This window comes from Sphingomonas sp. Marseille-Q8236 (genome assembly GCF_965112005.1).
This window is the reverse complement of sequence record NZ_CBCOPO010000002.1, coordinates 239,245-264,847: the sequence shown is the minus strand read 5'-3', so window position 1 is coordinate 264,847 and position 25,603 is coordinate 239,245. Positions and strand designations below refer to the sequence as shown.

Annotated in this window: 31 protein-coding genes; 10 read left to right on the top strand and 21 right to left on the bottom strand. The window is 64.8% G+C overall.

Features of this window, described 5'->3' with window-relative positions; genetic code table 11:
- Positions 1-59: 59 nt before the first annotated feature.
- Positions 60-263: a hypothetical protein gene (locus tag ACWPWT_RS13635; protein ID WP_454280125.1), complete on the bottom strand. Its 204-nt coding sequence runs from the start codon at positions 261-263 to the stop codon at positions 60-62.
- 165 nt (positions 264-428) lie between these two features.
- Between ACWPWT_RS13635 and ACWPWT_RS13630 the strand changes: the two genes are divergently transcribed.
- Together ACWPWT_RS13630 and ACWPWT_RS13625 are read left to right on the top strand one after the other, a co-directional pair.
- Complete coding sequence (locus tag ACWPWT_RS13630; RefSeq protein ID WP_454280124.1) at positions 429-971, top strand: MucR family transcriptional regulator; 543 nt, start codon at positions 429-431, stop codon at positions 969-971.
- Between the two features lie 320 nt (positions 972-1,291).
- Positions 1,292-2,049 (top strand): IS5 family transposase gene (locus ACWPWT_RS13625; protein WP_454278138.1). Its coding sequence is split into 2 segments (ribosomal slippage): positions 1,292-1,625 and positions 1,625-2,049, totalling 759 coding nucleotides; the frame shifts between segments, so codons are not numbered across the junction.
- On the opposite strand, the gene ACWPWT_RS13620 is transcribed toward ACWPWT_RS13625, so the two are convergent.
- On the bottom strand, positions 2,050-2,346 hold the full coding sequence (locus ACWPWT_RS13620) for a hypothetical protein (RefSeq protein ID WP_454280123.1): 297 nt from the start codon (positions 2,344-2,346) through the stop codon (positions 2,050-2,052).
- 416 nt (positions 2,347-2,762) lie between these two features.
- Here ACWPWT_RS13620 and ACWPWT_RS13615 point away from each other — a divergent pair, with 416 nt between their 5' ends.
- Positions 2,763-4,199 (top strand): ABC transporter substrate-binding protein, encoded by a 1,437-nt coding sequence (locus tag ACWPWT_RS13615; protein ID WP_454280122.1) that lies wholly within the window; start codon positions 2,763-2,765, stop codon positions 4,197-4,199.
- Positions 4,200-4,204: 5 nt separating this feature from the next.
- Positions 4,205-4,624, top strand: a complete 420-nt coding sequence (locus ACWPWT_RS13610; protein WP_454280121.1) for a DUF4112 domain-containing protein — start codon at positions 4,205-4,207, stop codon at positions 4,622-4,624.
- 5 nt (positions 4,625-4,629) lie between these two features.
- On the opposite strand, the gene ACWPWT_RS13605 is transcribed toward ACWPWT_RS13610, so the two are convergent.
- The 13 genes from ACWPWT_RS13605 to leuC form a co-directional block, all read right to left on the bottom strand.
- Positions 4,630-5,337: a ribonuclease T2 family protein gene (locus tag ACWPWT_RS13605; RefSeq protein ID WP_454280120.1), complete on the bottom strand. Its 708-nt coding sequence runs from the start codon at positions 5,335-5,337 to the stop codon at positions 4,630-4,632.
- Positions 5,334-5,726, bottom strand: a complete 393-nt coding sequence (locus ACWPWT_RS13600; RefSeq protein WP_454280119.1) for a hypothetical protein — start codon at positions 5,724-5,726, stop codon at positions 5,334-5,336. Before ACWPWT_RS13600 ends, ACWPWT_RS13605 begins: the two co-directional genes overlap by 4 nt.
- Positions 5,727-5,755: 29 nt before the next feature.
- Entirely contained in the window at positions 5,756-6,607 is an 852-nt protein-coding gene (nadC, locus tag ACWPWT_RS13595) for a carboxylating nicotinate-nucleotide diphosphorylase (RefSeq protein ID WP_454280118.1), read from the bottom strand.
- Entirely contained in the window at positions 6,604-7,596 is a 993-nt protein-coding gene (gene nadA / locus ACWPWT_RS13590; RefSeq protein ID WP_261270036.1) for a quinolinate synthase NadA, read from the bottom strand. Before nadA ends, nadC begins: the two co-directional genes overlap by 4 nt.
- Before the next feature lie 45 nt (positions 7,597-7,641).
- Positions 7,642-8,376: a DUF4230 domain-containing protein gene (locus ACWPWT_RS13585; protein WP_454280117.1), complete on the bottom strand. Its 735-nt coding sequence runs from the start codon at positions 8,374-8,376 to the stop codon at positions 7,642-7,644.
- Complete coding sequence (locus ACWPWT_RS13580) at positions 8,358-9,218, bottom strand: MBL fold metallo-hydrolase (protein ID WP_454280116.1); 861 nt, start codon at positions 9,216-9,218, stop codon at positions 8,358-8,360. Before ACWPWT_RS13580 ends, ACWPWT_RS13585 begins: the two co-directional genes overlap by 19 nt.
- Positions 9,219-9,304: 86 nt before the next feature.
- Entirely contained in the window at positions 9,305-10,876 is a 1,572-nt protein-coding gene (locus ACWPWT_RS13575) for a M56 family metallopeptidase (protein WP_454280115.1), read from the bottom strand.
- Positions 10,873-11,241 carry a BlaI/MecI/CopY family transcriptional regulator gene (locus ACWPWT_RS13570; protein ID WP_261270040.1) on the bottom strand — a complete coding sequence of 123 codons (369 nt, stop codon included), beginning with the start codon at positions 11,239-11,241 and terminating at the stop codon, positions 10,873-10,875. Before ACWPWT_RS13570 ends, ACWPWT_RS13575 begins: the two co-directional genes overlap by 4 nt.
- A gap of 120 nt (positions 11,242-11,361) precedes the next feature.
- Complete coding sequence (gene grxD / locus ACWPWT_RS13565) at positions 11,362-11,685, bottom strand: Grx4 family monothiol glutaredoxin (protein WP_454280114.1); 324 nt, start codon at positions 11,683-11,685, stop codon at positions 11,362-11,364.
- Between the two features lie 11 nt (positions 11,686-11,696).
- Positions 11,697-11,960 (bottom strand): BolA/IbaG family iron-sulfur metabolism protein, encoded by a 264-nt coding sequence (locus ACWPWT_RS13560; protein ID WP_454280113.1) that lies wholly within the window; start codon positions 11,958-11,960, stop codon positions 11,697-11,699.
- A gap of 2 nt (positions 11,961-11,962) precedes the next feature.
- Positions 11,963-12,286, bottom strand: coding sequence for a DUF1476 domain-containing protein (locus ACWPWT_RS13555; RefSeq protein WP_261270042.1), 324 nt, complete (start codon positions 12,284-12,286; stop codon positions 11,963-11,965).
- A gap of 404 nt (positions 12,287-12,690) precedes the next feature.
- On the bottom strand, positions 12,691-13,311 hold the full coding sequence (gene leuD, locus ACWPWT_RS13550; RefSeq protein ID WP_454280112.1) for a 3-isopropylmalate dehydratase small subunit: 621 nt from the start codon (positions 13,309-13,311) through the stop codon (positions 12,691-12,693).
- A 161-nt stretch (positions 13,312-13,472) separates the two neighbouring features.
- A complete protein-coding gene (gene leuC, locus ACWPWT_RS13545) occupies positions 13,473-14,927 on the bottom strand; it encodes a 3-isopropylmalate dehydratase large subunit (protein ID WP_454280111.1) in 1,455 nt (484 codons plus the stop codon).
- Between the two features lie 154 nt (positions 14,928-15,081).
- Between leuC and ACWPWT_RS13540 the strand changes: the two genes are divergently transcribed.
- Complete coding sequence (locus ACWPWT_RS13540; RefSeq protein ID WP_454280110.1) at positions 15,082-16,332, top strand: MFS transporter; 1,251 nt, start codon at positions 15,082-15,084, stop codon at positions 16,330-16,332.
- Between the two features lie 25 nt (positions 16,333-16,357).
- Here ACWPWT_RS13540 and ACWPWT_RS13535 read toward each other — a convergent pair whose 3' ends face one another.
- The 4 genes from ACWPWT_RS13535 to ACWPWT_RS13520 are packed head-to-tail and all read right to left on the bottom strand — an operon-like array spanning position 16,358 to position 19,281.
- Positions 16,358-17,047 (bottom strand): glutathione S-transferase family protein, encoded by a 690-nt coding sequence (locus ACWPWT_RS13535; RefSeq protein ID WP_454280109.1) that lies wholly within the window; start codon positions 17,045-17,047, stop codon positions 16,358-16,360.
- Between the two features lie 4 nt (positions 17,048-17,051).
- Entirely contained in the window at positions 17,052-17,687 is a 636-nt protein-coding gene (locus ACWPWT_RS13530) for a CoA transferase subunit B (RefSeq protein WP_261270047.1), read from the bottom strand.
- Between the two features lie 2 nt (positions 17,688-17,689).
- Positions 17,690-18,577 (bottom strand): HAD family acid phosphatase, encoded by an 888-nt coding sequence (locus tag ACWPWT_RS13525; protein ID WP_454280108.1) that lies wholly within the window; start codon positions 18,575-18,577, stop codon positions 17,690-17,692.
- Positions 18,574-19,281, bottom strand: coding sequence for a CoA transferase subunit A (locus ACWPWT_RS13520; RefSeq protein ID WP_454280107.1), 708 nt, complete (start codon positions 19,279-19,281; stop codon positions 18,574-18,576). Before ACWPWT_RS13520 ends, ACWPWT_RS13525 begins: the two co-directional genes overlap by 4 nt.
- 146 nt (positions 19,282-19,427) lie before the next feature.
- Here ACWPWT_RS13520 and ACWPWT_RS13515 point away from each other — a divergent pair, with 146 nt between their 5' ends.
- Entirely contained in the window at positions 19,428-21,077 is a 1,650-nt protein-coding gene (locus tag ACWPWT_RS13515; protein WP_454280106.1) for a thiamine pyrophosphate-binding protein, read from the top strand.
- Between the two features lie 224 nt (positions 21,078-21,301).
- Here the strand turns inward: ACWPWT_RS13515 and ACWPWT_RS13510 are convergent, their stop codons facing one another.
- Together ACWPWT_RS13510 and thiS are read right to left on the bottom strand one after the other, a co-directional pair.
- On the bottom strand, positions 21,302-21,484 hold the full coding sequence (locus tag ACWPWT_RS13510; protein ID WP_261270051.1) for a CsbD family protein: 183 nt from the start codon (positions 21,482-21,484) through the stop codon (positions 21,302-21,304).
- A 90-nt stretch (positions 21,485-21,574) separates the two neighbouring features.
- A complete protein-coding gene (gene thiS / locus ACWPWT_RS13505; RefSeq protein ID WP_454280105.1) occupies positions 21,575-22,582 on the bottom strand; it encodes a sulfur carrier protein ThiS in 1,008 nt (335 codons plus the stop codon).
- 115 nt (positions 22,583-22,697) lie between these two features.
- Between thiS and aroQ the strand changes: the two genes are divergently transcribed.
- From aroQ to ACWPWT_RS13485, 4 genes are all read left to right on the top strand, one after another.
- A complete protein-coding gene (gene aroQ, locus ACWPWT_RS13500) occupies positions 22,698-23,132 on the top strand; it encodes a type II 3-dehydroquinate dehydratase (RefSeq protein ID WP_454280104.1) in 435 nt (144 codons plus the stop codon).
- A 14-nt stretch (positions 23,133-23,146) separates the two neighbouring features.
- The gene (accB, locus tag ACWPWT_RS13495) at positions 23,147-23,635 is read left to right on the top strand and encodes an acetyl-CoA carboxylase biotin carboxyl carrier protein (protein ID WP_454280103.1); all 489 of its coding nucleotides are present in this window, start codon (positions 23,147-23,149) and stop codon (positions 23,633-23,635) included.
- A 6-nt stretch (positions 23,636-23,641) separates the two neighbouring features.
- Positions 23,642-24,994: an acetyl-CoA carboxylase biotin carboxylase subunit gene (gene accC / locus ACWPWT_RS13490; protein ID WP_261270054.1), complete on the top strand. Its 1,353-nt coding sequence runs from the start codon at positions 23,642-23,644 to the stop codon at positions 24,992-24,994.
- A gap of 133 nt (positions 24,995-25,127) precedes the next feature.
- Positions 25,128-25,463 carry an arsenate reductase family protein gene (locus tag ACWPWT_RS13485; protein WP_454280102.1) on the top strand — a complete coding sequence of 112 codons (336 nt, stop codon included), beginning with the start codon at positions 25,128-25,130 and terminating at the stop codon, positions 25,461-25,463.
- Positions 25,464-25,603 lie beyond the last annotated feature (140 nt).

Genomic DNA, 25,603 nt, shown 5'->3' with positions numbered 1-25,603 from the left:
TCTAGGTTCCGCAGCTTCCGGTTTAGATGGTCATATTCGTCATCGTTCAGCACACCGGCTTACAGGACGGCGGTTAGCTGCAACTGCACCCCGGCCGCGGACAATACGGCCCTTGCCCGCTGTGCCGCCCCTACCGCCTGTCGGTAATGGATCGTGCCATACCGCTCGGCGTCCTCGAATGGCAGCGGGCTCCATTCCTCGGACGGATATACTTCGTTGTAGATCGCCTCTGCCGCTGCCCTTAGCTGCATATCGTGCTGCATGACCTATGCTCCATTGTTCCAAACAGGTTAGAACAAAGCATGAACAATTTGCAATGGGTTAGCGGTGTCGACCGTCAGCCTACCTATGGGTGGAACGTCCGAAATCAACGTGACCGCAACCTTCCGCTACCATTATGATTACAGGGTCATAGCAAAGGAGCGACCATGGCGGACGAAGCCGTAAACGTGAATGCCGTAGAGTTGGCAACAGACCTGACTGTCGCGTGGTTAGGCAATCCCAACACCCGCACCCCTGCCGATGAGGTTCCGGCCTTCCTTGGCAAGATGCACGAAACGGTTTCAGCATTGCTCGGCGGCGGCGACACCCAAGGCACTGAACAACAGGCTCCTACCGAATACATCCCGGCTGTATCAGTTCGAAAGTCGCTGGCGTCAAAGGATCACATTATTTCGATGATCGACGGCAAGCCCTACAAGACGCTACGCCGTCACCTTGCGACCAATGGCCTGACCCCGGAAGAATACCGGGATCGCTATGGCCTTAAGGCGGATTATCCGATGGTGTCCGAAACCTATTCGGAAAGCCGTCGTGCCATGGCGAAGAAGATTGGTCTCGGTCGTAAGCCCGGTCAAAGCCCGAAGGCAGAGCAAACTAATAAGGCGGGTGCTAAGCCCGTTCGTAAGGGCAAGTCGATTTCGGATGCTAAGGCTGCTGCCCAAGCGCATTTGGGTACATCGGGCGAATAGCACAGAGAGGGGCAGGATCGTTCCTGCCCCCATCGTCCGTAGCTCATACGGTCATCACTGCTTCCGGTGCCCATCTTCGCTAGCCTGGGCATCGATACGGCTTACTTCGTCACGATAAGCCCGCCATACGGACCGCCGATCCCTACCGGACTGATCCGTCTGCCCCGTACGGACCACATCGAAAGCGTGAAGCACTACACCGGACAGAAAAAGCGCAGCACCACATATAACCATTGTCATTTGCTGCTGCTGCAAGGCTAGGGTCAGGACCCATTGATGTGAGCGTCGCGATCTGATTCAGGCTCCGCAAGGAGACCGAGATGAGTGACCTGTTTTGGCTGACGGACGAGCAGATGGAGCGGCTGCGGCCCTTCTTTCCCAAGAGCCATGGCAAGCCGAGGGTGGACGACCGGCGGGTGCTGAGCGGCATCGTATTCGTCAATCGCAACGGGCTTCGCTGGCGAGATGCGCCTAGCGAGTATGGCCCCCACAAGACGCTGTACAATCGGTGGAAGCGTTGGGGCGAGGCCGGCGTGTTCACGCGAATGATGGAAGGTCTGGCTGCAGCTGGCGCCGAGCCGCAGACGGTCATGATCGACGCAACCTATCTGAAGGCGCACCGCACGGCATCAAGCCTGCGGGTAAAAAAGGGGATCTTGGCCGCCTGATCGGCCGCACCAAAGGCGGTATGAATACCAAGCTACATGCCGTCGCCGATGCAAACGGGCGCCCCTTAAGCTTTTTCATGACCGCGGGCCAGGTCAGCGACTACACCGGCGCGGCAGCGCTGCTGGATGACATGCCGAAGGCGCAGTGGCTGCTCGGCGACCGCGGCTACGACGCCGACTGGTTCAGGGACGCCCTCCAGGCCAAAGGCATCCAGCCCTGCATCCCGGGCCGGCGATCACGCAACGAGCCGGTCAAATACGACAAGCGCCGCTACCGGCGCCGCAGCCGCATCGAGATCATGTTCGGCCGCCTCAAAGACTGGCGTCGGGTCGCTACCCGCTACGATCGCTGCCCCACTGCCTTCTTTGCCGCCGTCACCCTCGCTGCCACCGTCATCTTCTGGCTGTGATCAACGAGTCCTGACCCTAGCATCGACAATCCGCGTCATTTCTGCCGTATTAGCAGGAATACTTCTAGCTACCGTTCTTCTATCAATAACTAAAGGCTCTTCCATTTTCAGTATGAGAAGGGCGCGCTTTAAAGCTATGTTAAACGTAAACGGAAAATTTGGGTCGTCTCCACCGATCCGTCCACTCTTAAAGCTAAGTTCAACATGCACGGAAAAAGTTTGTCCATCGAACCGCATTGGCTCGTGCCAAGCATCGATAGCAAGCGCTTGTGCCAACACACGCCGGTTGTTGCTCACTCGAAGTTCCTCCGTTTAAGGGATACTATCGTCGCCAACCGGCCCTAAAAAGCCAGCGTTTTGTGCGTCTGTCTGTATATGAGGTAGCATGAAGGGCATTTGATCGGATGCAAAAATCAGATTGGAGCATCGAAGTGCAAGCGAACGGCCACAACACCCCTCCTGGTGGTAGGTGGATGTATCACGCCCCTGCCCCAAAGGTCGGATGCCCTGCTACGGCAAACCATGTGTAATTTTGGTGTAATCGATCCAGGAAAATGGGGGTAAAAGCGGGTATTCCCGGTCACCCACATTCACCACGGAAGAGCGCTAAGAGCATGAATCTAGGTCGAAAAGGGCACTTCAGGGCAAGTGCCCAGCATCGACTTAAAATCGGCTTCCTATGGAGTGCGGGTTCGAGTCCCGCCGTCCGCACCATGGCTTTGGGTGCCGCCCTGCTGGCCGTCAGTGCCTGTGACCGCCATGCCGATACGGGTGCCGTCGTCGTCAGTGCGGTTCAGCGACAGGATGCCGGACCGGGCCATGGCCCATTGGCATCGACCGAGGGCGACACCGCGCATCGCCTGCTGCGCGACTCGTTGGCGCAGGGCTTGGTGCGCTTCGATGCCAATGGACAGATCGAACCGGGGCTGGCCGAGCGCTGGATCGTCATCGATGACGGTGGCAGCTTCATCTTCCGGTTGCGTGAGGCCAAGTGGAATGACGGCAGCCCCGTTACCGCCGATCAGGTCGTGGCGATCCTGCGCCGCCTGGCGTCGCCGCGCTCGGGCAACCTGCTGACCCCCTTTCTGACCGCGATCGACGAGATTGTGGTGATGACGCCGCAAGTGATCGAGGTTCGGCTCTCGCGCCCCCGTCCCGATCTCCTCAAGCTGTTCGCCCAGCCCGAAATGGCGATCATCGACCGATCCCGCCATGGCACGGGCCCGTTTCATATCGTACGCGCGGGTCCCCCGCCCCTGCTCCGTCCCATACCCGATCCAAGGCGTGTCGAGCCCGATGACGATGCGACCCCGGCGCCCGAGGACGATGTCCGCCTGATCGCCGAAAGCCCCGCTCGGGCGATCTTGCGCTTTGCCAAGGGCCGATCGGACCTGATGCTGGGCGGGCGGTTTACCGACTGGCCTTTCCTGGACGCGGTTCAGATCAACCCCACCGCCGTTCGCGTCGATCCCGCCGCCGGACTATTTGGGCTTGCGATCGCCAGTCGCGACGGATTTCTGGGCGAGCCCGCCAATCGCCAGGCCCTGTCCTCGGCCTTCGACCGGGCGAGCCTGCTCGCGGCCGTGGCGCCCAATTGGGAGGCCACCGATCGCCTTCTGCCCGATGCACTGGATTCGGATGGACCGCCGCAGATTCCGGGCTGGGCGCTTTTGACGCTGGACGAGCGGCGGGCTTCGGCTCGGGCTCGGGTGGCGGCTTGGGGGCGGCCGGTCAGCCTTCGTATCGCGCTCCCCCAAGGCCCCGGTGCCAATCTGCTATATGGGCAGATCGGCGCGACCTTGCGAAGGATCGGGATCACGCCGCAACGGGTGGCTGATGATGCCCAGGCCGATCTGCGCCTGATCGATGCGGTCGCCGCCTTCGACAGCGCGCGCTGGTATCTGGCCACCGCCTGCGCGCCGTGCGGCGAAGCGGCACAGGCCGCGATCGAGCGAGCACGGCTCGCCCCGACCCTAGCAGAACGGAGCCGCGCCATCGCGCTGGCCGATGCGGCGTTGAATGCCGATACGCCGTTCATTCCGCTGGCCCGCCCCTTGCGCTGGTCGCTCGTCACCAACCGGCTGCGGCAATATCAGCCCAATATCCGGGCATGGCATCCATTGAACCATCTCCGGGGTGCCCCCAACTGACAGTCATGGCCAACGCATCCCGTATCGACCCGATCGCCTTCGACGCGCTTACCCTCGACAAGGGAATCGCCGCCAGCCGTCGCCGGATCGAGGCGATGGAAAAGCTGCTCGAACGCGTCGTTCGGATCCCCGGGATCAATCGCCCGGTCGGGCTGGACGTGATGTTGGGGCTGGTCCCCGTCGTTGGTGACATCGCCGCCGCCGCGCTGGGCAGCTATATCATCTGGGAGGCGCGCAACCTGGGCCTGTCGAAGTTCCAGATGCTGCGGATGATGGGCAATGTCGGGTTCGATGCGGTGCTGGGCTTCGTGCCGCTCGTCGGTGACGCGGCGGATGTGCTGTTCCGTTCCAACACGCGCAACTTGCGGATCATCCGCAAGCATCTCGACAAGCATCACCCCTCCACCGTGACGGTGGAGGGATAAGGGGATCAGCGACCGCCGCGCCAGATCTTGATCGGCGCATTGGGGGACAGCCCACCCTGGTGCACCGGGCAGCGGCTGTAGCGGAATGCCTTGTTCAGGCAGATCCAGATTTCGTCGAGCCAGCCATCGCGCGTGGCGGTGACGCGCATCATGTCCGCCGTCATTCCGCGGTTCGCCGCCGCGACCGCCGCCGCCAGATCGCCCGCCGTCAGAGAGCCCCGCCGCGACAGCGCATTCATGTCGGGGAAGCGCAGCCGGTAATACAGCGCATTGGACTGCCGAAAATACCGTGACGGGCTATATCCCGCCATGCAGGTGCCGTGCTTGGCCCATTCATGCTGCATCAACTGCGCCGAAGGCGTGGCGCAGATATGGCGGCGGACCACCGCCTGCGGGAGGATCGCGGTCGAGCGGCAATATTGCGGCCACTCCTTGCCCTCGCCGTCAGGCCACAAGCCATGAAGGGTAAAGCCGAAGCGGTTGCCCGATCCGCACTGGAAGCGGCTGTCCCCCTTGGGATCGCGGCAATATTGCGGGCTCCAGGTAATCGCCAGCGTATAGCCGCCGATGGGCAGGACACGCATCGGCTGGCTGTCGGTCGCGAGATCGGGGCGAATGCTCTGCGCACCCGATGGCGCGGCGCATTGCAGCGTCTGCGCCCCCGCCAGCTGGGGCGCAGTCAGCATCGCCAGCGCGATCAAGGTCTTCTTCATGCTTCCACCTCCGCCATCGTTCGATACCAGGCCATGGCATTGGGCCGCATCAGCATCACGACGGCAACGAGCGAAGCCGCCGCCTGTATCGTGGTCAGCACGCCGAATAGCCCCTGGGCCAGGACGCCTTCGGACACCTGATTGAGGAAACCGAGCAGGTTGAGCACGGTCAGGACGATCAGAAACACCAAGCCGCCCCGGCTCGCCATCCGCGTGACGAGCCACGTCGCCAGCAGAAACAGGCCGATCAACAGCCCATTGGCGATCACCGCGATCGCCATCCCGACCTGCGCCACCGTATCGGACCAGCCGAGCACCGCCAGGACCAGCAGCAACAGGATGGCGAGGAACGACAATCGCTCGCCCAGTATCACCGATTTCGGTCGCACACCCATTCCCCTTTTCCCACCCGCCAGTCTCAGGCGGTCGCGAAATCCAGCCCGATATCCGCCGCCGGGGCCGACTGGGTCAAGCGGCCGACACTGACATAGGTGACCCCGGTTTCGGCCAGCGCGCGGATCGTATCGAGGCGGACGCCGCCCGACGCCTCGGTCGGGACGCGACCATCGACGATCCGCACGCCCTCGGCCAGTCTGTCCGGCCCCATATTGTCGAGCAGCAGATGGGTCGCACCCGCCGCGAGCGCCGGTTCGATCTGGTCGAGTTCATCGACCTCGACGATGATCCGCGCGATCCCCGCCGCCTTGGCTGCCGCGACCGCAGGCCCGATGCCGCCCGCGACCGCGACGTGATTGTCCTTGATCATCGCCGCATCCCACAGACCCAAGCGATGGTTCTGCGCACCGCCCATGCGGGTGGCATATTTCTCGATCAGGCGAAGGCCGGGGATCGTCTTGCGCGTGTCGAGCAGCGTCGCGCCGCTTCCCGCCATCGCCGCGACATAGGCCGCCGTCATGGTTGCGATGCCCGACAGATGCTGCACGGTGTTCAGCGCCGAGCGTTCGGCGGTCAGCATCGCGCGGGCGCTCCCCGAAAGCCGCATCAAGGCCGTGCCCGCTGGCACCGCCGCACCGTCCTCGACCAGAAGTTCGATCGTGACATCGGGGTCGAGCCGCCGGAAGAATGCTTCGGCAATGGGCAAGCCCGCGACGGTGATCGCATCCCGGCTGGCCATGGTCCCGACGAAGCGGGCATCGGCCGGGATCACGGCAGCGGAGGTGATATCGCCGCCCGGCCCCAAATCCTCCGCCAGCGTTGCGGTGACGAACGCCTCCAGATCAAAGCCCTCGAGGTGGAAAGGGGCGATCATCCCGCGCGGACCGGGCCCAGATCACCCTGCCCGACCGAAGCGCTGGCCAGCGTCAGCATCGCATCCAGGCTCTTCTTCGCCTGAAGCCGCAGCCCTTCCTCGATCTCGACCCGCGGGGTCAGGTCACGGAGCGCCAGATACAGCTTCTCCATCGTGTTGAGCGCCATATAGGGGCAGATGTTGCAGTTGCAGTTGCCGTCCGCGCCGGGGGCGCCGATGAAGGTCTTGCCCGGCATCGCCTTTTGCATCTGGTGGATGATGTGCGGTTCGGTCGCGACGATCAGCGTGTCACCGGAAATGCTTTGCGCGAACTCGAGGATGCCGCGCGTCGATCCGACATAATCGGCATGGTCCAGGATCACCGCCGGGCATTCGGGGTGCGCGGCGATCGGTGCATCGGGATGCTCGGCGCGCAGCTTGAGCAACTCGGTCTCGCTGAACGCCTCGTGCACGATGCACACGCCCGGCCACAGCAGCATGTCACGGCCCGTCTTGCGCGCCAGATAGCCGCCCAGATTGCGGTCGGGTCCGAAGATGATCTTCTGGCCTGGATCGATCTGCGCCAGGATCTGCTCTGCCGAAGACGAGGTCACGATGATGTCGGACAGCGCCTTCACCTCGGTCGAGCAGTTGATATAGGTCAGCGCGATATGGTCGGGGTGCTGCGCGCGGAACTCGGCGAACTGCTCGGGCGGGCAGCTATCCTCCAGGCTGCATCCGGCGGCCATGTCGGGCAGCACGACGATCTTGTCGGGCGACAGGATCTTGGCCGTCTCCGCCATGAAGCGCACGCCGCAAAACGCGATCACGTCCGCATCGGTCGCCTGCGCCTTGCGGCTGAGGTCCAGGCTGTCGCCGACGAAATCGGCGAGGTCCTGAATCTCGGGCTTCTGGTAATAATGAGCGAGGATGACGGCGTTGCGCTCCTTGCGGAGGCGATCGATCTCGGCGCGCAAGTCGAGGCCCGTCAGATTCGTCTGGATGGTCATGATACCTCCCCTAGGCGCAAGGCGATGCGCCGACAATCATCGACATTATCCGGCGTTGCCCAGAACCTCCTGGATCGACCGGCTGGTGTCCCAGTGTTCGTCATTGGACGGCTCGTCGGAAAAGCGGACCTTGACGGTCGCGTCCACTCCGGCGGCGCGGAGCGGCATGGCGAAGCTGCGCTCCACCGCGCGCCGGGTTGCGTCGCGGGCCAGTTTCATCGGCGAGGGCGCGCGCGCCTGGCGCATCAACTCCACCTGCCCGGCGGTCCGATTGGCCGCGTCCAGCCGCTGTTCGGCATCGGTAAAGGTGGTCAGCACCCCGCCCGATCCATATTCGCGGATGGCCGACAGATCGACCTGTGGCCCGTCGATCTCCACCGGGGGCAGCGTGACCGCAAGCGTCCGTGTCCCGGCGTCCCAGCGGACATCCTGTTGCCGCAGCTTGCCCAGATCGACCTCGTAGCGAACCATGCCCGGCATGATCAGCGTCCGCTCGGTCGAAAAGCCGAGCTGCGACTGGCGCGAGGTGACGACCGCGACATAGCGCGCGGCAAAGGCGGAAAGCCGGTTCTGCTCGCGAAGCCCATCCAGGCTCGCACGAGCGATCGTCGTGGGATCGGGGGTCAGCCGGTCGGCCACATAACGCTGCACGCCCCACACCGCGATCAGGCCCGCCAGGACCAGCAGGATCAGCGCACCCGCGACCTTGGTCAGGAACAGGCCGACGCCGCCGCGCGATCGCGCCGCCATGGTCGGTGGAGTTACGCCGTGCTCGTCCATGATACTCCTTCCTCGCGGACCAGCCCGCGCGATCGCAGGTCGTAAAGATGCGCCAGGACCGATCGTTCCGCTGCCGGAAGCAATTTGGGGTTCAATCCGACATACATTCGCGCGGTCATCGCCGCGACGGCCATCCCCTCGCCGCTCGCCAGCAACCGCAATATCTGGCCCTCCCGCTGCTTGCGATGGCCCAGCATCCCGCGCACCAGCCGCTGCGGATTCTCCACCGCTTCGCCATGCCCAGGGTAATAGATGCGATCGTCGCGCTCCATCAGCTTTTCTAGACTGGCCATATAGTCGCCCATATCGCCGTCGGGCGGCGAGACGATGCTGGTCGACCAGCCCATGACGTGATCGCCGGAAAAAAGCGCCTTGGTCTCGGGCAACGCGAAGGCCAGATGGTTGGAGGTATGCCCCGGCGTCGCCAGCGCAGTCAGCGTCCAGCCATCACCGTTAACGCCCTCCCCCTCGGCCAGGATCAGGTCGGGGGCATAGTCGCGATCGAATGCCGCATCGGAGCGCCCGTTCTCATAGTCGGGTGCGAAGGGAGCGGCCCCGACGATCGGCGCACCGGTCGCCCGCGCCAGCGGACGGCTGGCCGGGCTATGGTCGCGGTGATGATGGGTGATGACGATCGCCGCCACCCTTCGCCCGGCGATCACGCGGAGCAGTGCATCGAGATGGACGGGATCGTCGGGCCCCGGATCGATCACCGCCACGTCTCGGTCGCCGACGATATGGGTCTGCGTCCCTGTATGGGTGAAGGGCGAGGGATTGGGAGCGAGCACGCGGGAGACCAGCGGCTCAAGCAGGATCGGAATGCCGGTCGGATGCTCAGCCATCATCAATCATGTGGGCAAGCCGCGGACAAAGGGCAACCCCCGTACCGCTGACGGGTACGGGGGTCGAGTTGGGGTAAAGGGTTCGATCAGTCGCGCTCGGACGTGGCCATTTGGGCCTTCAGTTCCGTCATCGCCTTGTTCAGTCCGGCCAGCGCCTCGGTGCGCGCTTCGTCGGACAGGGTGCGGTTCTGCTCGATATTCCGACGCGCCATATCGATGTTCGCCAACGCCATGGCCACATTGCCACGCACCATCCGCTGCGCCATCTGGACCGAGAAGGAAGCAGCCTTGGCCGACGCCTCGATCCGGTCGGTACAGATGATCGTGACCGTGCCGCCATTGGATCCGCTGGTCGTGAAGCTGGTTCGGCTATCGCTGCCCCCGACGCCGCACTTCTGCGAACGGATGTCGGGGATATGCACCGTCATCACCTTCTCGTCGCCATCGGGCATGACCATACGCAACGTCTTCGAACCTGTGCTGCGAATGACATAGGCATGCGGCTTGGCCGGGACCGCCGGTACGGCGGGGGCTTCCGCCATGGCTGGCGATGCGGCTTGCGCACGGAGAGCGACCGGAGCGGCTGGCGCAACGGCGGCGACGGTTTCGGGAACCTCCGGCGCTTCGAGCGTCTCACGCGTTTCCGGCGCTTCGATCTGCTCGGGCGCGGCCAGCGTAGTCAGGTCTACGCCGATCGTGCGTTCGACCTTCTTGGTCAATGCCGCCGCCGCCGGAGTACCCGATGCGGTCGCCCCCAGACCTCCCAGCACCAGCAGCGACACCGTCGCCCCGCCCAGCGCCAGCTGACGACGCGATTTCGGAGAAGTGGTCAACATCTTCAGCCTCCCTTTCAGATCATCGATGGTGTGGAGATGGCATGCACCCGACAGGGCACGGCCATGCGCGGCCTTGACGATGGCGCAGGCATAGACATGCCGGTCGGCCCGGCTGCGCCCTTTCAGGACGCGGGCGTCGTTCGCCAGTTCCTGGTCGCTGCGAAAGGCATGGAAGGCCCGCCACGCCACCGGGTTGAACCAGTGCAGCGCCAGCACGCCCAGCGCGATCCAATTGGCGATCAGGTCGCCTCGGGCATGGTGGCCCAGCTCATGCGCCAGCGCCAGGTCGCGCTCATCGGCATCGTAGCGTTCCGCGAAGTCGCGGGGAAAGGCGACGTAACGATGCCAGATGCCGAAGGCGAGCGGTCCTGGTGCACCGTCGCTGGCGACCACGCGCACGCCGTCCACGGCCTCCAGCGGCTCGGCCGTGGCGAGCAACCGCGTGCGGAACCGCCAGTGCCGCAGCAACTGGAACGCCAGGAAACCGGCGGCCCCGACGATCCAGAACAGCGCAACCCCCTGCCCTAGGCTGGGCCAAAGGCTCGCCCCGGCGATGGGTTCGGGGAGCTGGGTCGTCACGGGCAGGACGACATAGGTATTCAGCGTCTCGCCCATCGCCGACAGCGGCGGGGTCGCCTGTTCGGCGACCTGATGCGGCATACGCGGCAATAGCAGGCGGAGCAGCGGCAGCGCCCAGAGCGCATAGGCGATCTGCGGGCCAAAGGCGGCGCGGACATGGCGGCGGGCCAGCAGGACCAGCACCATGAGGAGGGTCGAGGCGACCATCGCCTCCACCATCCAGCCCAGGGCCTCGCCGCTCACGCCTTCAGCTCCTTGAGCAGCGCCTCGATCTCGGAAATATCCTGCGCGGTCAGTTCGTCACGCTCTGCCAGATGCGCAACCAGCGGAGTCAGACGCCCACCGAACAGCCGGTCGATCAGACGGCGCGATTCGCCGACGACATAATCGTCGCGCGCGACCAGCGGGCGATAGAGGTAGCGCCGCCCCTGTTCCTCATGCGCGATGGCTTCCTTGGAGAGCAACCGGCCAAGCAGGGTCTTGACCGTGTTGGTGCTCCAACCGCGTTCGGGATCGACCCGCTCCGCCACGTCCTGCGCGGTCAGCGGCGCTTCGTCCCAAAGCACCTCCATCACCGCATGCTCGGCATCGCTGATACGCTCGGCCATCGACTCGCCTCCTCATGACTACAGACGTAATCCTACTACGATTACAGGCGTAGTCAATAGGCGACGATCGTGTCGCGACCGCAAAAAGAAAGGGCCGGATCGAAACCCGGCCCTATCGCATCATGCGGTCTTCACATCCTGGACCAGTTCGGTCAGTTCGCCGCTTTCGTACATCTCCATCATGATGTCCGATCCACCGACGAATTCGCCCTTCACATAAAGCTGCGGAATGGTCGGCCAGTCCGAATAGGCCTTGATCCCCTGGCGGATGCCCTGATCCTGCAGCACGTCAACGCTTTCGAACGGCACGTCCAGATGGTTCAGGATCGCGACCGCACGGCTGGAAAAACCGCATTGCGGGAAAAGCGGGGTGCCCTTCATGAACAGCAGGACCGCATTGTCCTTCACCAGCGCATCGATGCGCGCATTCGTATCGTCGGTCATATCATTCGTCCTCAGGAAATGGTCGGCGCCGCGGGGTCAGCCCCGGCAGGCACGGCGGTCGTCAGTTGCAGCGCATGGAGTTCGCCCCCCATGCGCCCGCCCAGCGCGGCATAGACGGCACGGGTGCGGGCCACCCGGCTCATGCCCGCGAAACTGGCGGCGGTCACATGCGCGGCATAATGATCCCCGTCGCCGGCCAGATCGGTAATGTCGACCTGGGCATCGGGAATGGCGGCACGGATCATCGCGGCAATATCGTCGGCAGCCATCGGCATGGTCAGCGGCTCTCCATCAGTTGGCGGCGCGCCTCGACCAGTTGCTCGTCCAGCGCGCGGCGGACCTCGGCCTCGTCCACATCGATCCCGGCAGCGGTCAGGTCACCCAGCAGCTTTCGGATCACGTCCTCGTCACCGGCTTCCTCGAAATCGGCCTGGACGACCGCCTTGGCATAGGCATCGGTTTCGGCGGGGGTCAGCTTCATGCGCTCGGCGGCCCATTGCGCGACCAGTCGGTTGCGCCGCGCCGTGATGCGGAACATCATATCCTGATCCGCCACGAACTTGGCCTCATACCCTCGCCTGCGTTCGTCAAAACTGTCCATCGATCCGCCATCCCCCTGCCCGCCAAGGGCAATATAATCATGCGCCCGAGATAGGGCGCACCGCCGCCCCGCGCAACCGATGCTCCGCGCGGCATCGAGACAGCAGGTCAATTGTCGTTACGAAGCTGCAACGACGGGAACCAGGGCAGCACCCTGATCGTATTGTAATCACTAGCAAAACGAGACGAAGCGCCCGGCCCCGACAGCCGTGAAGACCTCGTCTCCCGGTTAGGAGAGAGCCATGCCCAACACCTTTCCCGCGCCCCATGATGGCGGCCCGATGATCGGCATCATCAATGGCATCATCGGATCGCTGGCGATCTGGGCCGTCATCGCGGCGATGGTGATCGCTGCGTCTTAACGGGACGCCGCAACGGCCACGCGCACGGGCTATCGAGCCCCGCTCAAGCGCCTTGGGCAGCGTCCGCCGAAAGCCGTGCGCGACCCTCGATCCACGGACGGCCCGTCGCCATCTGTCCTTCGAACGCACCGATCGCTTCGTCGCGGGCTAGGGTCAGCCCCACCTCGTCGAGCCCGTTCATCAGGCACTCGCGACGAAAAGGGTCGAGTTCGAACGCAAACCGATCCTGGAACGGCGTGGTCACGCTCATCGTTTCCAGGTCGACCGTGATCGGTTGGTCCTTGGCCACATCCAGCAACCGGTCCACCGCCTCCTGCGGCAGAACCACGGGCACGATGCCATTCTTGAAGGCGTTGCCCGAGAAGATGTCCGAAAAGCTCGGTGCGATCACCGCCTGTATGCCCATATCGGCCAGCGCCCATGCGGCATGCTCGCGACTGGATCCGCAGCCGAAATTATCGCCCGCGATCAGGATCGGTGCGCCCGCATAGGCGGGATCGTCGAAGATATTGCTCGGCTGCGCCCGCACCGTTTCGAACGCGCCGCGTCCCAGCCCGGCGCGCGTGATGGTCTTCAACCAATGCGCCGGAATGATGACGTCGGTGTCGATATTCTTGGCACCCCAGGGATAGGCGGTGCCGGAAACGGTCGTAACCGGATTCATGCGATTATCCTGTCTTCAAAGCGTCCGCGTCAGCGGCGCTGCTCCGCCGTGGCGGGGCGCGATGCGATGCCTGCGGCATAGGCGGCGGCGCCGCACAGAACCGCGCCGGTGACGAGCATGACCAATACGTGCTTCATAGAATGTCTCCCCTGCCTTGCCGATCAAACGCCTTCACGATCATAATCGTGATGCATCAACTCTCTAACATCGGAAAGGCGCCCGGTCACCGCCGCCGCGGCCGCCATGGCGGGAGAAAGCAGATGGGTGCGGGCGCCCGGTCCCTGCCGCCCGACGAAATTGCGGTTGGAGGTCGAGGCACAACGCTCGCCGGCAGGCACCTTGTCCGGGTTCATGGCCAGGCACATGGAACAGCCCGGCTCGCGCCATTCGAAGCCCGCCTGCACGAAGACGCGGTCCAGCCCCTCCGCCTCGGCCTGGCGCTTGACCAGGCCCGAGCCGGGAACGACGAGCGCGCGGACGCCATCGGCCACCTTGCGATCGCGCGCCACGGCGGCGGCGGCGCGGAGGTCTTCGATCCGGCTGTTGGTGCAACTGCCGATGAAGACATGCTGGATCGCCACGTCCCGCATCGCGGTGCCCGGCGCCAGACCCATATAGTCCAGCGACTTGCGCGCCGCTTCGCGCTTGGACGGATCGGCGAAGCTGTCGGGATCGGGGACGATGCCGGTGATCGGCACCACATCCTCCGGGCTGGTGCCCCAGGTCAGGTTGGGTGCGATATCGGCGGCGTCGAGCGTCACGACCTTGTCGTAGACCGCGCCCGGATCGCTGGGCAGCGTCCGCCACCAGGCCACCGCCTTGTCCCATTCCGCGCCCTGCGGCGCCATGGGACGCCCCTTCAGATATGCGAAGGTCGTCTCGTCGGGCGCGATCAGACCGGCGCGTGCGCCGCCCTCGATCGACATGTTGGCGATGGTCAGGCGTCCCTCGACCGACAGGTCGCGGATCACGCTGCCCGTGAACTCGATGACATGGCCGGTCCCGCCCGCCGCGCCGATCTTGCCGATGATCGCCAGCACCACGTCCTTGGCCGAAACGCCGTAACCCAGCGTGCCGTCGACGCGGACCTCCATCGTCTTGGACGGCGAAAGCAGCAGCGTCTGGGTCGCCAGCACATGCTCGACCTCCGACGTGCCGATGCCAAAGGCCAGCGCACCCAGCGCGCCATGCGCGGAGGTATGGCTGTCCCCGCAGACCAGCGTCGTGCCCGGCAGGGTGAAGCCCTGTTCGGGGCCGACGACATGGACGATGCCCTGCGCCGCCGCCGTCGCATCGATATAGTCGATGCCGAACTCGGCGGTGTTGCGGCGGAGCGCCTCCAACTGCTGTGCGCTTTCCGGGTCGGCAATGGGCAGCAACCGGCCATCCGCGCCGACACGCGGCGTGGTCGGCAGATTATGGTCAGGGACCGCGAGCGTCAGTTCGGGACGCCGTACCTTGCGTCCTGCGACCCTAAGCCCTTCGAAAGCCTGTGGGCTCGTCACCTCATGGACGAGGTGACGGTCGATATAGATGAGACAGGTGCCATCGGGCCGCCGTTCGACAACGTGGGCGGCCCAGATCTTCTCGTACAGAGTCTGGGGTCGTTGGGCCATGATGGGGGCGCTGTTATCCGAAAACATGCGCGAGGCAAAGGCCGGACGCAATGTTATTTCGTTGTCGCGCTTCGGATGTCGAATTTGTCATGAACCCGTGGGCGGAATCCCGCGTTCCGGCGGTCCCTCTTCCTTAACCCAGGTGTATGACATCATGGCCAATGCCGCGCCGCACCGGCCTCCCCTTGCGCGGCGCGAGCGCCTGCCCGCGCTGGATGCCATGAACTTCTTCCTGGCCGATGTCCGCGACGGCCTGGGCCCGTATCTCGCCATCTATCTGGTCGCGGTGCGCGGGCCGAGCCATGGCTGGAACGAAGCAAGCGCGGGGGTCGTCATGACCATCGCCGGGATCGCGGGGCTGATCGCCAATGCCCCTGCCGGTGCGCTGATCGACCGGGTCCATGCCAAGCGTGCGGTGCTGGTTGCCGCGGCGGTCGCGGTGACGCTGGCGTCCCTGTCGCTACCGTTCGTCGACGGATTCTGGGCGGTGGCCGCCGGCCAGTCGCTGGCCGCCGTCGCGGCCTCGGTCTTCGCGCCGGGGATCGCCGCCATCTCGCTGGGTATCGTCGGGCCCAAGGCCTTCACCGCGCGGATCGGGCGGAACGAGGCGTTCAACCATGCCGGGAACGCCGTGTCCGCCGCGCTGGCGGGTCTGCTCGCCTGGAAATTTGGCCCCGTGGTGGTCTTCTGGCTGATGGCGGGACTGGCGGCGCTGAGTATCGGCGCGACCCTGTCACTCGATGCCAATCGGATCAATCATGCCATGGCGCGCGGCTGTACCGAAGAGGAAGAGGAGCAGGAGGATTGCGATCCCCCTTCCCTGTGGCAGACCTTGAAGGGCGCGCCGACACTGGCCTGGTTCGCCGTGACGGGATTTCTGTTCCACCTCTCCAACGCCGCGATGCTTCCATCGGTGGGGCAGTTGCTGGCGCGTGAGGTAGGCGGGGACAAGGCAACCTCGCTGACCTCCGCCTGCATCGTCGGGGCGCAACTCGTCATGGTGCCGATGGCGATGATCGTCGGACGAAAGGCAGAGGACTGGGGGCACCGACCCATCATGCTGGTCGCGTTTGCCGTGCTGGCGGCGCGTGGCTTGCTCTATACCCTGTCGGACGCGCCCGGCTGGTTGCTGGCCATCCAGTTGCTCGACGGCGTGGGCGCGGGGATATTGGGAGCGTTGGGTCCGGTGATCGTCGCGGCGATCATGCGCGGTTCCGGACGGTTCAATGTCGCACAGGGCGCGGTGACCACGATCCAGGGGATCGGCGGCGCGCTCAGCACCTCGCTGGCCGGAGTGATGATCGTCGGAGCGGGCTATCACGCCGCCTTCTGGCTGCTCGCGGCGATCGCAGGCGGCGGGCTGGTGCTCTACCGGCTGGTGATGCCGGAGACGGCGCGGTTATAAGGACTCGCTGAACCCTCGACTGCGCTCAGGGCGTGGCGCGGAAATCCTCGCGCACGCTGCCACATTCCAACAACTCCGCTTCATGGCCTTCCTCCCGCCACGTCTCCGCCAGGGCCTGCGCTTCCCAGTCGCGAACCGCAGGATGCGCCAGCAGCGTCTCGACCCAAGCCGCGCCCGCTGCGCCGACGTCGATGCCATAGGTCCGCACGCGAAAGGCGACCGGGGCATAAAAGGCATCGACCGCCGAAAACACCTCTCCCGCCAACCAAGGCCCACCGAACCGCGTCAGCCCCTCGCCCCATAGCTCGGCAAGCCGCGCCACGTCGCGTTCCAGGCGTGGGGAGGCGGGCCGGGCATCGACCCGCACCCCGACATTCATCGTCCGTTCCGCCCTGAGCGCGGCGAAGCCGCCATGCATTTCCGTCACCGCGCACATCGCCCAGGCGCGCGCGGCGTCATCCTCCGGCCAGACGCCCGGATGCCGCTCGGCCAAATAGAGCGCGATACCCAGCGAATCCCATATCACCCGCTCCCCATCCAGCAGCACCGGCACCTGTCCGGTCGGCGAAAAGGCGCGGAACGCTTCGTAATTCTCCGTCGCGGCGAACGGTTCGATCCGGTCGGCAGAGCCGATCCCCAGCGCCTTCATCAGCAGCCAGGGGCGCAGCGACCAGCTCGAATAGTTCCGGTTCGCGGTGATGAGGGTATAGGCCATGGTGTCAGCGCTCGAAGCTGGCCGTGGTCTTGGCGGCGATCTCGTCCGCCGTCACGCCGGGGGCGCACTCGATCAGGCGGAAGGGGCTGTCGTGATCCGGGCGCTGGAACACCGCCAGATCGGTGACGATCATGTCCACCACATTGCGCCCGGTCAGCGGCAGCGTGCATTCGGGAATGAACTTGGGGCTGCCGTCCTTGGCGTTATGCTCCATGACGACGATGATCTTCTTGACGCCCGCGACCAGATCCATCGCGCCGCCCATGCCCTTGATCATCTTGCCGGGGATCATCCAGTTGGCGATGTCGCCGCCTTCGGACACCTCCATCGCACCCAGCACGGTCAGGTCGATATGCCCGCCCCGGATCATCGCGAAGCTGTCGGCGGAGGAGAAATAGACCGAGTGCGGTAGTTCGCTGATCGTCTGCTTGCCCGCGTTGATCAGGTCGGGATCGACTTCGTCCTCATAGGGGAAAGGCCCGATGCCCAGCATCCCGTTTTCGGATTGCAGCGTGACCTCAACCCCTTGCGGGATATGGTTGGCCACCAGGGTCGGAATGCCGATGCCCAGATTGACGTAGAAGCCGTCCTTCAGTTCCTTGGCCGCACGCGCGGCCATCTCGTCACGAGTCCAGGCCATCGTCACTGCTCTCCTGTCGGATGCCACCGCCGGTCGGCGGGAAAAATGTCGTCGGGGGTGCCCTTCAGCGCCTTGCCATAGACGGGGTTCGGGAAGACGAACCAGCCGCGCCCCCAAAGCGCCGCGACACGCGGGCCATCGGCAAGGGCGCGACGTTGGGAAACCGTGCCGGGCACGTTGAACAGGTCGCTGAAATCGCCAAGCTGATCCCCGCCCATCGCGATGACGCAATAGCGCTCGGCGATCCGCCAACGACGCGCATCCTTGCCATCGCCGGTGTTCGTGTCGGTGCGGACGAACAGCGTGTCGCCATGGACCGCCGGGCCCAGCCCCGCCGCCTCGATCGCCCGCGCCGCGCCGGCGGCATCGTCGCGATTGGTGTTGAAAATGACCGTCACGCCCATGGTGCGCAGATCGGCGATCGCCGCCGCCGCACCGGGCACGGGCAAGACCGCATGGCCATCGCCCTGCTCCCATGAGCGCCAGCGGCCTGCGAAGGCGCGGTCGGCGCGGCCCGTCAGATCGTCCTGCTCGAAGCCGAGGTTGAGCAGCACGGTTTCGTCCACGTCGAACACCGCCGCCGGGCGCTTGCTCGCGCAGGATGCGAAGCGTGGATTATCGGGCGTCGCGCCTTGCTCCAATACGACGCTGTCGCGTGGCGGACGACGCACCCGGTCGGCCGCATAGGTGACGAGCGCGTTCCACGCCTGGCGCGAGATCGCGTCCGCCTCCGCCGAGCCATAGAGATACTGCATGCCCGCCAGCTTCGGATTGACGGCGGCAACGGGTGGTGAAGCCGGGCTGTTGTTGCCGACCGCCACGACACAACCCGACAGGGTCAGGGCAGCCGCGAGCGTGGCGAAGCCCGCGCCGAAACGGGCCCTCCTCATGCCGAAGCCCGCTCGCGCACCGTGCGGAACTCGATCTTCTTCTCGTACGGCGCACCGACGATCATCCGCTTCACATAGATGCCGGGCAGATGGATCTGGTCGGGATCGAGGCTGCCGACCGGCACCACCTCCTCCACCTCGGCGACGCAGATGCGTCCGGCGGTCGCCATGGGCTGGTTGAAGTTGCGCGCGGTCTTGCGAAAGATCAGGTTCCCGGCCTCGTCGGCCTTCCACCCCTTGATGATCGACAGGTCGGCACGAATGCCACGCTCGAGGATATAGTCCTCTCCGTCGAAGCTCTTCACTTCCTTGCCCTCGGCCACCTTGGTGCCGACACCGGTCTTCGTATAGAAACCGGGGATGCCCGCGCCCCCCGCCCGGCAGCGTTCCGCCAAAGTGCCCTGCGGGCAGAACTCGACCTCCAGCTCGCCGCTTAGATATTGCCGCTCAAACTCCTTATTCTCGCCGACATAGGAGGAGATCATTTTCTTCACCTGGTGCGAGCGGAGCAGCTTGCCCAACCCCACGCCGTCGATCCCGGCATTGTTGCTGGCGATGGTCAGGTCCTTGGCCCCCGCCGCCTCGATCGCATCGATCAGCCGTTCGGGGATACCGCACAGGCCAAAGCCCCCTGCGCAGATCGTCATGCCGTCATGGAGCAGGCCGTCGAGCGCGGCGGCGGCGTCGGGATAAAGCTTCTGCATGGGCGTCCTCCCTAGGGTTGCCGTTGCGTTAGGCGGAGGCGTGGAGCCGGGTCAACCCAGCGCTTGCGCTTTGCCTGGGCCAGCATTTGCGCTTTGCGCGGGGCCAGCGTTTGCGCTTTGGAAAGAAGCGGGTCTAGGCTTGCCCCATGACCACCAGAACCGGCGGACGCCTGCTTGTCGATGCGCTTCTCGAACAGGGGTGCGAACGTATCTTCACCGTGCCGGGCGAGAGCTTCCTGGCGGTGCTCGACGCGCTGCACGACACGCCCACCATCGACCTCATCACGTGTCGGCAGGAAGGCGGCGTGACCTTCATGGCCTGCGCCGACGGGACGCTGACCGGGCGGCCGGGCGTCGCCTTCGTCACGCGCGGACCGGGTGCGACCAACGCGGCGATCGGCGTGCATGTCGCGCGACAGGATTCGCAGCCGATGATCCTGTTCATCGGCGATGTCGACCGAGGCACACGCGACCGCGAAGCCTTTCAGGAGGTGGATTTTCAGGCGATTTTCGCGCCGCTCGCCAAATGGGCGGCTCGTATCGACGATGCCGCGCGCATTCCGGAATATGTCGCCCGTGCCTATGCCACCGCGATGAACGGGCGGCCGGGGCCGGTCGTCCTCGCGCTGCCCGAGGACATGCTGTGCGATCCGGTACAGGCTACACCCCGCCCCCGGATCGAACGGCCGTCGCAGGACGTGATGATCGAGGATGTGCTCGCGGTGCACGACCTGATCGCCAAGGCGCAGCGCCCCGTCGCCATCATCGGCGGCGCGTATTGGAACAGCGAAACGGTCGCGCTGGTTGAGCAATGGGGCGAAGCGGCGGGCGTGCCGTTGGTCGCGGCGTTTCGGCGTCAGGATGCGGTGTCGGCCACCTGCCCGGTCTATGCGGGCAATCTGGGCTATGGCCCCAACCCGGCCCTCGTGAAGCGGGTGCGAGAGGCCGACCTGTTGATCGGGCTGGGCGCGCGTCTGGGGGAGGCGACCACCGATGGCTATGCCATCATTACGCCCGATCATCCGGGACAGACGCTGGTCCATATCCACCCGGACCCGGAGGAACTGCACAGCGTCTACCGCACCGATCTCGCCTTATGCTGCGACATTCACCGGGCGGTCGGCCTGCTCGAATTGCAGGCGAGCGAGGCGGGCACGCCTCATCCCTCCGGCGCGGAAGCCCATGCCGACTATCTGGCCTGGTCCGACCCGGCCGCGCGGGACGGCGTCACCTTGGACCTGGGCCAATGCGTCGCCGCGATGCGAAAGGCGCTGCCCGCCGACTCGATCATCTGCAATGGCGCCGGCAATTACTCCGGCTGGTGGCATCGTTATTGGCGGTATGAGCCGGGGTGCCAGCTTGCCCCGACCTGTGGCGCGATGGGATATGGCGTGCCCGCCGCCACCGCCGCCGCGCTGCGCCATCCCGGGCGAACCGTCGTCGCGCTGGCGGGCGACGGGTGTTTCCTGATGAACGGCCAGGAGCTGGCGACCGCCGTGCAGCATGGCGTATCGATGCTGGTGATCGTCGTCGACAATAGCGGCTATGGCACGATCCGAATGCACCAGGAACGCGAATATCCCGGTCGGGTGGCGGCAACGACGCTGGCCAATCCCGACTTCGCGGCGCTGGCGCGTGCCTATGGGTGCTGGAGCGAAACGGTGACCCGAACCGAGGATTTCGTCCCTGCCCTGCTTCGCGCCATGGCAGAAACCGGTGTGCGGCTGCTCCATCTGAAAACCGACATCGAAGTCATTACGCCCGCCATGACCCTCCCCCGGATCGCGCAACGCTGACTTGGACGGCTCGGAAACAGGAGTTTCGAGCCCTCATCTGCTGCTCTGCAATCGTACACAGCAAAGAACGATTGGAGACCTGCAAGACTTTGAAACTTAAGATAACGCTATCATGCAATCGATTTACCAACAATTATTGGCTGCACAAAAAAAGAAAGCCGCCCCGGTATAACCGGAGCGGCGAGTTCGTTGCTGATCGCTTTAGTCAGAAACTGTTAGCAGGTTCAGATGTTGTCGCCAAGAGCGCCCTTCACCGAACCCTTCATTTCCTGGCCCTTGCCCTTAAGCTGCTGGGCTTCGCCTTCTGCCTTCAGGTCGGCGTCGTGATTGTGATCGCCGATCGCTTCCTTGGCCTTGCCAACCAGTTCGTTGACGTTGCCCTTGATCTTGTCGGTGAGCTCACCCATCGCGGCCTCCATTTACTGGGGATCGATCGATCCCGTTGAACACTCGGAGACAAAACACTTCGTTACGCGGCAAGTTCCCTGAAATTAACGTCAGATAAGGCCGGCCAGCGGACTCGACGGGTCGGCATAGCGCCGCATTCCCATGCGTCCCGCACGATACGCCATGCGCCCTGCCTCCACCCCGGCCCGCATCGCGCGCGCCATCAGCACCGGGTCCTTGGCCTCCGCGATCGCGGTGTTCATCAGCACGCCGTCGCAGCCCAGCTCCATCGCCACCGTCGCCTCGGACGCGGTGCCCACGCCTGCATCGACCAGCACGGGGACCTTTGCCCCCTCGACGATCAGGCGGATCGTCACCTTGTTCTGGATGCCCAGCCCCGACCCGATCGGCGCGCCCAGCGGCATGATCGCGACCGCGCCCACATCCTCCAGCCGCTTGGCCGCGATGGGGTCGTCGACGCAATAGACCATGGGCTTGAAGCCTTCCTTGGCCAGGATCTCGGTGGCGCGCAGCGTCTCGACCATGTCAGGATAGAGCGTCCGGGCCTCGCCCAGCACCTCCAGCTTGACCAGCTCCCAGCCACCCGCCTCGCGCGCCAGACGCAGCGTGCGGATCGCATCCTCGGCGGTGAAGCAGCCCGCCGTGTTGGGCAGATAGGTGATCTTCTTCGGATCGATATAGTCGGTCAGCATCGGCGCGTTGCGGTCCGACACGTTGACCCGGCGGACCGCGACGGTGACGATCTCGGCCCCCGCCGCCTCGACCGCAGCTGCGTTCTGCGCGAAGTCCTTGTATTTGCCAGTCCCGACGATCAGGCGTGAGCGGAAACGCTGCCCCGCGACTTCCCATGAGTCGTCATCGATGGCCGCGCCATGGTCTCCGCCGCCGACAAAGTGGACGATCTCGATCTCGTCGCCATCCTCGACCTCGACCTGCGCCAGCGTCGAGCGCGGCACCACCTCCAGATTGCGCTCCACCGCCACCTTTTCGGGCACCAGCCCCAACTGGCTCGCCAGATCGGCGAGCGACAGGCCGGCGGCGACGCGCTTGTGCTCGCCATTCACGGTGATCGTCACGGTTCCGTCGGTATGGGGCATATCAGTGTCACTTACCATGCAAGTCGCTGCCCGCTCGACGTGGGATAGGGCATGCGGTTAAGGAAGGCCTTCGATCTAGGCCCGGCCACCCCGAGCCGCAACCATGGGAGTGCGGATGTCCGCGACCGTCTATGTCCTCAACGGGCCGAACCTGAACCTGCTCGGCCTGCGCGAGCCGCATATCTATGGCCATGACACGCTGGACGATATTGCGGGACTGCTGGAGGATCGGGCGCGCGAGCTCGACCTGGCGATCGACATGCGCCAGTCCAACCATGAAGGCCATCTGATCGACTGGCTGCACGAGGCCCAGGCCTATGAGGCCAAGGCCGTGCTGCTCAATGCCGGGGGCTTCACCCATACGTCGATCGCGATCCATGATGCGATCAAGTCGGTGACGACCCCGGTGATCGAGGTTCACCTATCCAACCCTCATGCACGGGAGCCATTCCGTCATGAGAGCTTCATCGGGCGTGCCGCAAAAGGCACAATCGCGGGTTTTGGCGCGCAATCCTATCTGCTCGCGCTTGAAGCCGCGGCCCGGTTCTGACAGGAGCGCTGCCCATGACCGAAAAGACTGAACAAGCGATGAAGGTCGATGTCGACCTCGTCCGTCAGCTCGCCGAGCTGCTCGACGCCACCGCCCTGACCGAGATCGAGGTCGAGCATGGCGACCGCAAGATCCGCGTCGCACGCAAGGCGGCTCCCGCCGCGCAGGTCGCCTATGCGCCCGCGCCCGTCGCCGCCGCGCCCGCTCCGGCGGCGGCTGCCCCGGTGGCCGCTGCTGCTCCGGCGGAAGCCGCCCCGCCGGCCGTCTCGGCCAATGCGGTGAAGTCGCCGATGGTCGGCACCGTCTATCTGTCGGCGGAACCCGGCGCCAAGCCCTTCGCCGCCGTCGGCCAGAAGGTCGCCGCCGGTGACACGCTATTGATCGTGGAAGCCATGAAGGTGATGAACCCGATCACCGCGAACCAGGCGGGCACCGTCACCGCCGTGCTGGTCGAGAACGGCCAGCCGGTCGAGTTCGACCAGCCCCTGGTCGTCGTCGAGTAAGCCGCCTTGGCGCAGATCAAGAAACTCCTGATCGCCAATCGCGGTGAGATTGCGCTTCGCATCCACCGCGCCTGTCACGAAATGGGGATCGAGACCGTCGCCGTGCACTCCACGGCCGACGCCGATGCCATGCATGTGCGCCTCGCCGACCAGGCGGTGTGCATCGGCCCGCCCTCCGCGACGGACAGCTATCTCAACATCCCGAACATCATCTCGGCCGCCGAGATTTCGGGCGCGGACGCGATCCACCCGGGCTATGGCTTCCTCTCGGAGAACGCCAAGTTCGCCGAGATCGTCGAGGCGCATGGCCTGATCTTCGTCGGCCCCAAGCCCGAACATATCCGGATCATGGGCGACAAGGTCGAAGCCAAGCGGACGGCGGGTGCGCTCGGCCTGCCGCTGGTGCCCGGCTCGGACGGCGCGATCTCGGATGTCGAGGAAGCCAAGGCGCTCGCAGCGGAGATCGGCTATCCCGTGCTGATCAAGGCGGCCAGCGGCGGCGGCGGTCGCGGCATGAAGGTCGTGCCCTCCGAAGATCAGCTCGAAACGCTGATGCAGCAGGCGGGCTCGGAGGCGAAGGCCGCGTTCGGCGATTCGACCGTCTACATGGAAAAATATCTGGGCAACCCCCGGCATATCGAATTCCAGGTGTTCGGCGACGGCAACGGCAACGCGATCCATCTCGGCGAGCGCGACTGCTCGCTGCAGCGCCGCCACCAGAAGGTGCTGGAGGAAGCCCCCTCGCCGATCATCACGGCCGAGGAGCGTTCGCGCATGGGCGGTGTGGTCGCCAAGGCGATGGCCGATATGGGCTATCGCGGGGCGGGCACGATCGAATTTCTGTGGGAAGACGGCGAGTTCTATTTCATCGAAATGAACACCCGCCTTCAGGTCGAACATCCCGTGACGGAGATGATCACCGGGCTGGACCTGGTCCGAGAACAGATTCGTGTCGCCGAGGGCCATCCGCTGACCCTGCGCCAGGAAGACGTGCAGTTCCGCGGCCACGCCATCGAATGCCGCATCAACGCGGAAGATCCGCGCACCTTCGCCCCCTCGCCGGGCACGGTGAAGATGTATCATGCGCCGGGCGGCATGCATGTCCGCGTCGATAGCGGGCTGTATCAGGGCTACAAGGTCCCGCCCTATTACGACAGCATGATCGCCAAGCTGATCGTGTACGGCACGACCCGCGAAGGCGCGTTGCGCCGTCTGCGCCGCGCGCTGAACGAATTCGTGATCGAGGGAATGAAGACCACCATTCCGCTCCATCAGTCGCTGCTGGACGATCCCGAATTCCAGACCGGCGACTATACGATCAAGTGGCTGGAGGAATGGCTGGCCAAGCAGGACGCTTGAGCCCCCTTTCTTCCCCATCACCAGGAAAGAGTGGTTTAAGGCCCCCTCCCCATCCGGGAGGGGACTTTTTATATGCCCAAAGGCCGGGATTACCCCTCCACATTGCCCGCCACCCATGCCACAAGCAGTGGCGATGAAGGCGACGATCCTCCACAATCCGCGCTGCTCGAAATCGCGCGAGGCGCTGGCCCTGCTGAAGCAAGCGGGCGCGGATGTGACGGTGATCGAATATCTCAAGACACCGCTGGACGCCGAGGAACTGGCGCGACTCTATGCCAAGGGCGGACTGTCCCCGCACGATGGTCTGCGCAAGGTCGAGGCGGAGGCCAAGGTTCTTTCGGGCGCGGAGGACGAAGCAATCCTGGCTGCGATGGCTGCCAATCCCATGCTGATCGAGCGCCCTCTGGTCGAAACCGACAAGGGCGTCGTGATCGGCCGTCCGCCCGAAGCCGTTCGGAGCATCCTGTGATCGGTGCTCATATTTTGAGCATCATACCGATTGCTGCCCGCTTTTCGGGCGCCGATCTTATCGATTTCTTACCCTCTAAGGAGGGAAAGGCAGTTGGCACGGTCCATGCTACGCGCAGGGCCGGGCGAGGGTTCGAACAA

What these genes read in the sequence shown, in the direction of transcription:
- ACWPWT_RS13635 (WP_454280125.1), bottom strand. Translation starts at nt 263, where the DNA reads ATGCAGCACGATATGCAGCTAAGGGCAGCGGCAGAGGCGATCTACAAC.
- ACWPWT_RS13630 (WP_454280124.1), top strand. Translation starts at nt 429, where the DNA reads ATGGCGGACGAAGCCGTAAACGTGAATGCCGTAGAGTTGGCAACAGAC.
- ACWPWT_RS13615 (WP_454280122.1), top strand. Translation starts at nt 2,763, where the DNA reads ATGGCTTTGGGTGCCGCCCTGCTGGCCGTCAGTGCCTGTGACCGCCAT.
- ACWPWT_RS13610 (WP_454280121.1), top strand. Translation starts at nt 4,205, where the DNA reads ATGGCCAACGCATCCCGTATCGACCCGATCGCCTTCGACGCGCTTACC.
- ACWPWT_RS13605 (WP_454280120.1), bottom strand. Translation starts at nt 5,337, where the DNA reads ATGAAGAAGACCTTGATCGCGCTGGCGATGCTGACTGCGCCCCAGCTG.
- nadC (WP_454280118.1), bottom strand. Translation starts at nt 6,607, where the DNA reads ATGATCGCCCCTTTCCACCTCGAGGGCTTTGATCTGGAGGCGTTCGTC.
- nadA (WP_261270036.1), bottom strand. Translation starts at nt 7,596, where the DNA reads ATGACCATCCAGACGAATCTGACGGGCCTCGACTTGCGCGCCGAGATC.
- ACWPWT_RS13585 (WP_454280117.1), bottom strand. Translation starts at nt 8,376, where the DNA reads ATGGACGAGCACGGCGTAACTCCACCGACCATGGCGGCGCGATCGCGC.
- ACWPWT_RS13580 (WP_454280116.1), bottom strand. Translation starts at nt 9,218, where the DNA reads ATGGCTGAGCATCCGACCGGCATTCCGATCCTGCTTGAGCCGCTGGTC.
- ACWPWT_RS13570 (WP_261270040.1), bottom strand. Translation starts at nt 11,241, where the DNA reads ATGGCCGAGCGTATCAGCGATGCCGAGCATGCGGTGATGGAGGTGCTT.
- grxD (WP_454280114.1), bottom strand. Translation starts at nt 11,685, where the DNA reads ATGACCGACGATACGAATGCGCGCATCGATGCGCTGGTGAAGGACAAT.
- ACWPWT_RS13560 (WP_454280113.1), bottom strand. Translation starts at nt 11,960, where the DNA reads ATGCCGATGGCTGCCGACGATATTGCCGCGATGATCCGTGCCGCCATT.
- ACWPWT_RS13555 (WP_261270042.1), bottom strand. Translation starts at nt 12,286, where the DNA reads ATGGACAGTTTTGACGAACGCAGGCGAGGGTATGAGGCCAAGTTCGTG.
- leuD (WP_454280112.1), bottom strand. Translation starts at nt 13,311, where the DNA reads ATGAATCCGGTTACGACCGTTTCCGGCACCGCCTATCCCTGGGGTGCC.
- leuC (WP_454280111.1), bottom strand. Translation starts at nt 14,927, where the DNA reads ATGGCCCAACGACCCCAGACTCTGTACGAGAAGATCTGGGCCGCCCAC.
- ACWPWT_RS13540 (WP_454280110.1), top strand. Translation starts at nt 15,082, where the DNA reads ATGGCCAATGCCGCGCCGCACCGGCCTCCCCTTGCGCGGCGCGAGCGC.
- ACWPWT_RS13535 (WP_454280109.1), bottom strand. Translation starts at nt 17,047, where the DNA reads ATGGCCTATACCCTCATCACCGCGAACCGGAACTATTCGAGCTGGTCG.
- ACWPWT_RS13530 (WP_261270047.1), bottom strand. Translation starts at nt 17,687, where the DNA reads ATGGCCTGGACTCGTGACGAGATGGCCGCGCGTGCGGCCAAGGAACTG.
- ACWPWT_RS13525 (WP_454280108.1), bottom strand. Translation starts at nt 18,577, where the DNA reads ATGAGGAGGGCCCGTTTCGGCGCGGGCTTCGCCACGCTCGCGGCTGCC.
- ACWPWT_RS13520 (WP_454280107.1), bottom strand. Translation starts at nt 19,281, where the DNA reads ATGCAGAAGCTTTATCCCGACGCCGCCGCCGCGCTCGACGGCCTGCTC.
- ACWPWT_RS13515 (WP_454280106.1), top strand. Translation starts at nt 19,428, where the DNA reads ATGACCACCAGAACCGGCGGACGCCTGCTTGTCGATGCGCTTCTCGAA.
- ACWPWT_RS13510 (WP_261270051.1), bottom strand. Translation starts at nt 21,484, where the DNA reads ATGGGTGAGCTCACCGACAAGATCAAGGGCAACGTCAACGAACTGGTT.
- thiS (WP_454280105.1), bottom strand. Translation starts at nt 22,582, where the DNA reads ATGCCCCATACCGACGGAACCGTGACGATCACCGTGAATGGCGAGCAC.
- aroQ (WP_454280104.1), top strand. Translation starts at nt 22,698, where the DNA reads ATGTCCGCGACCGTCTATGTCCTCAACGGGCCGAACCTGAACCTGCTC.
- accB (WP_454280103.1), top strand. Translation starts at nt 23,147, where the DNA reads ATGACCGAAAAGACTGAACAAGCGATGAAGGTCGATGTCGACCTCGTC.
- ACWPWT_RS13485 (WP_454280102.1), top strand. Translation starts at nt 25,128, where the DNA reads ATGAAGGCGACGATCCTCCACAATCCGCGCTGCTCGAAATCGCGCGAG.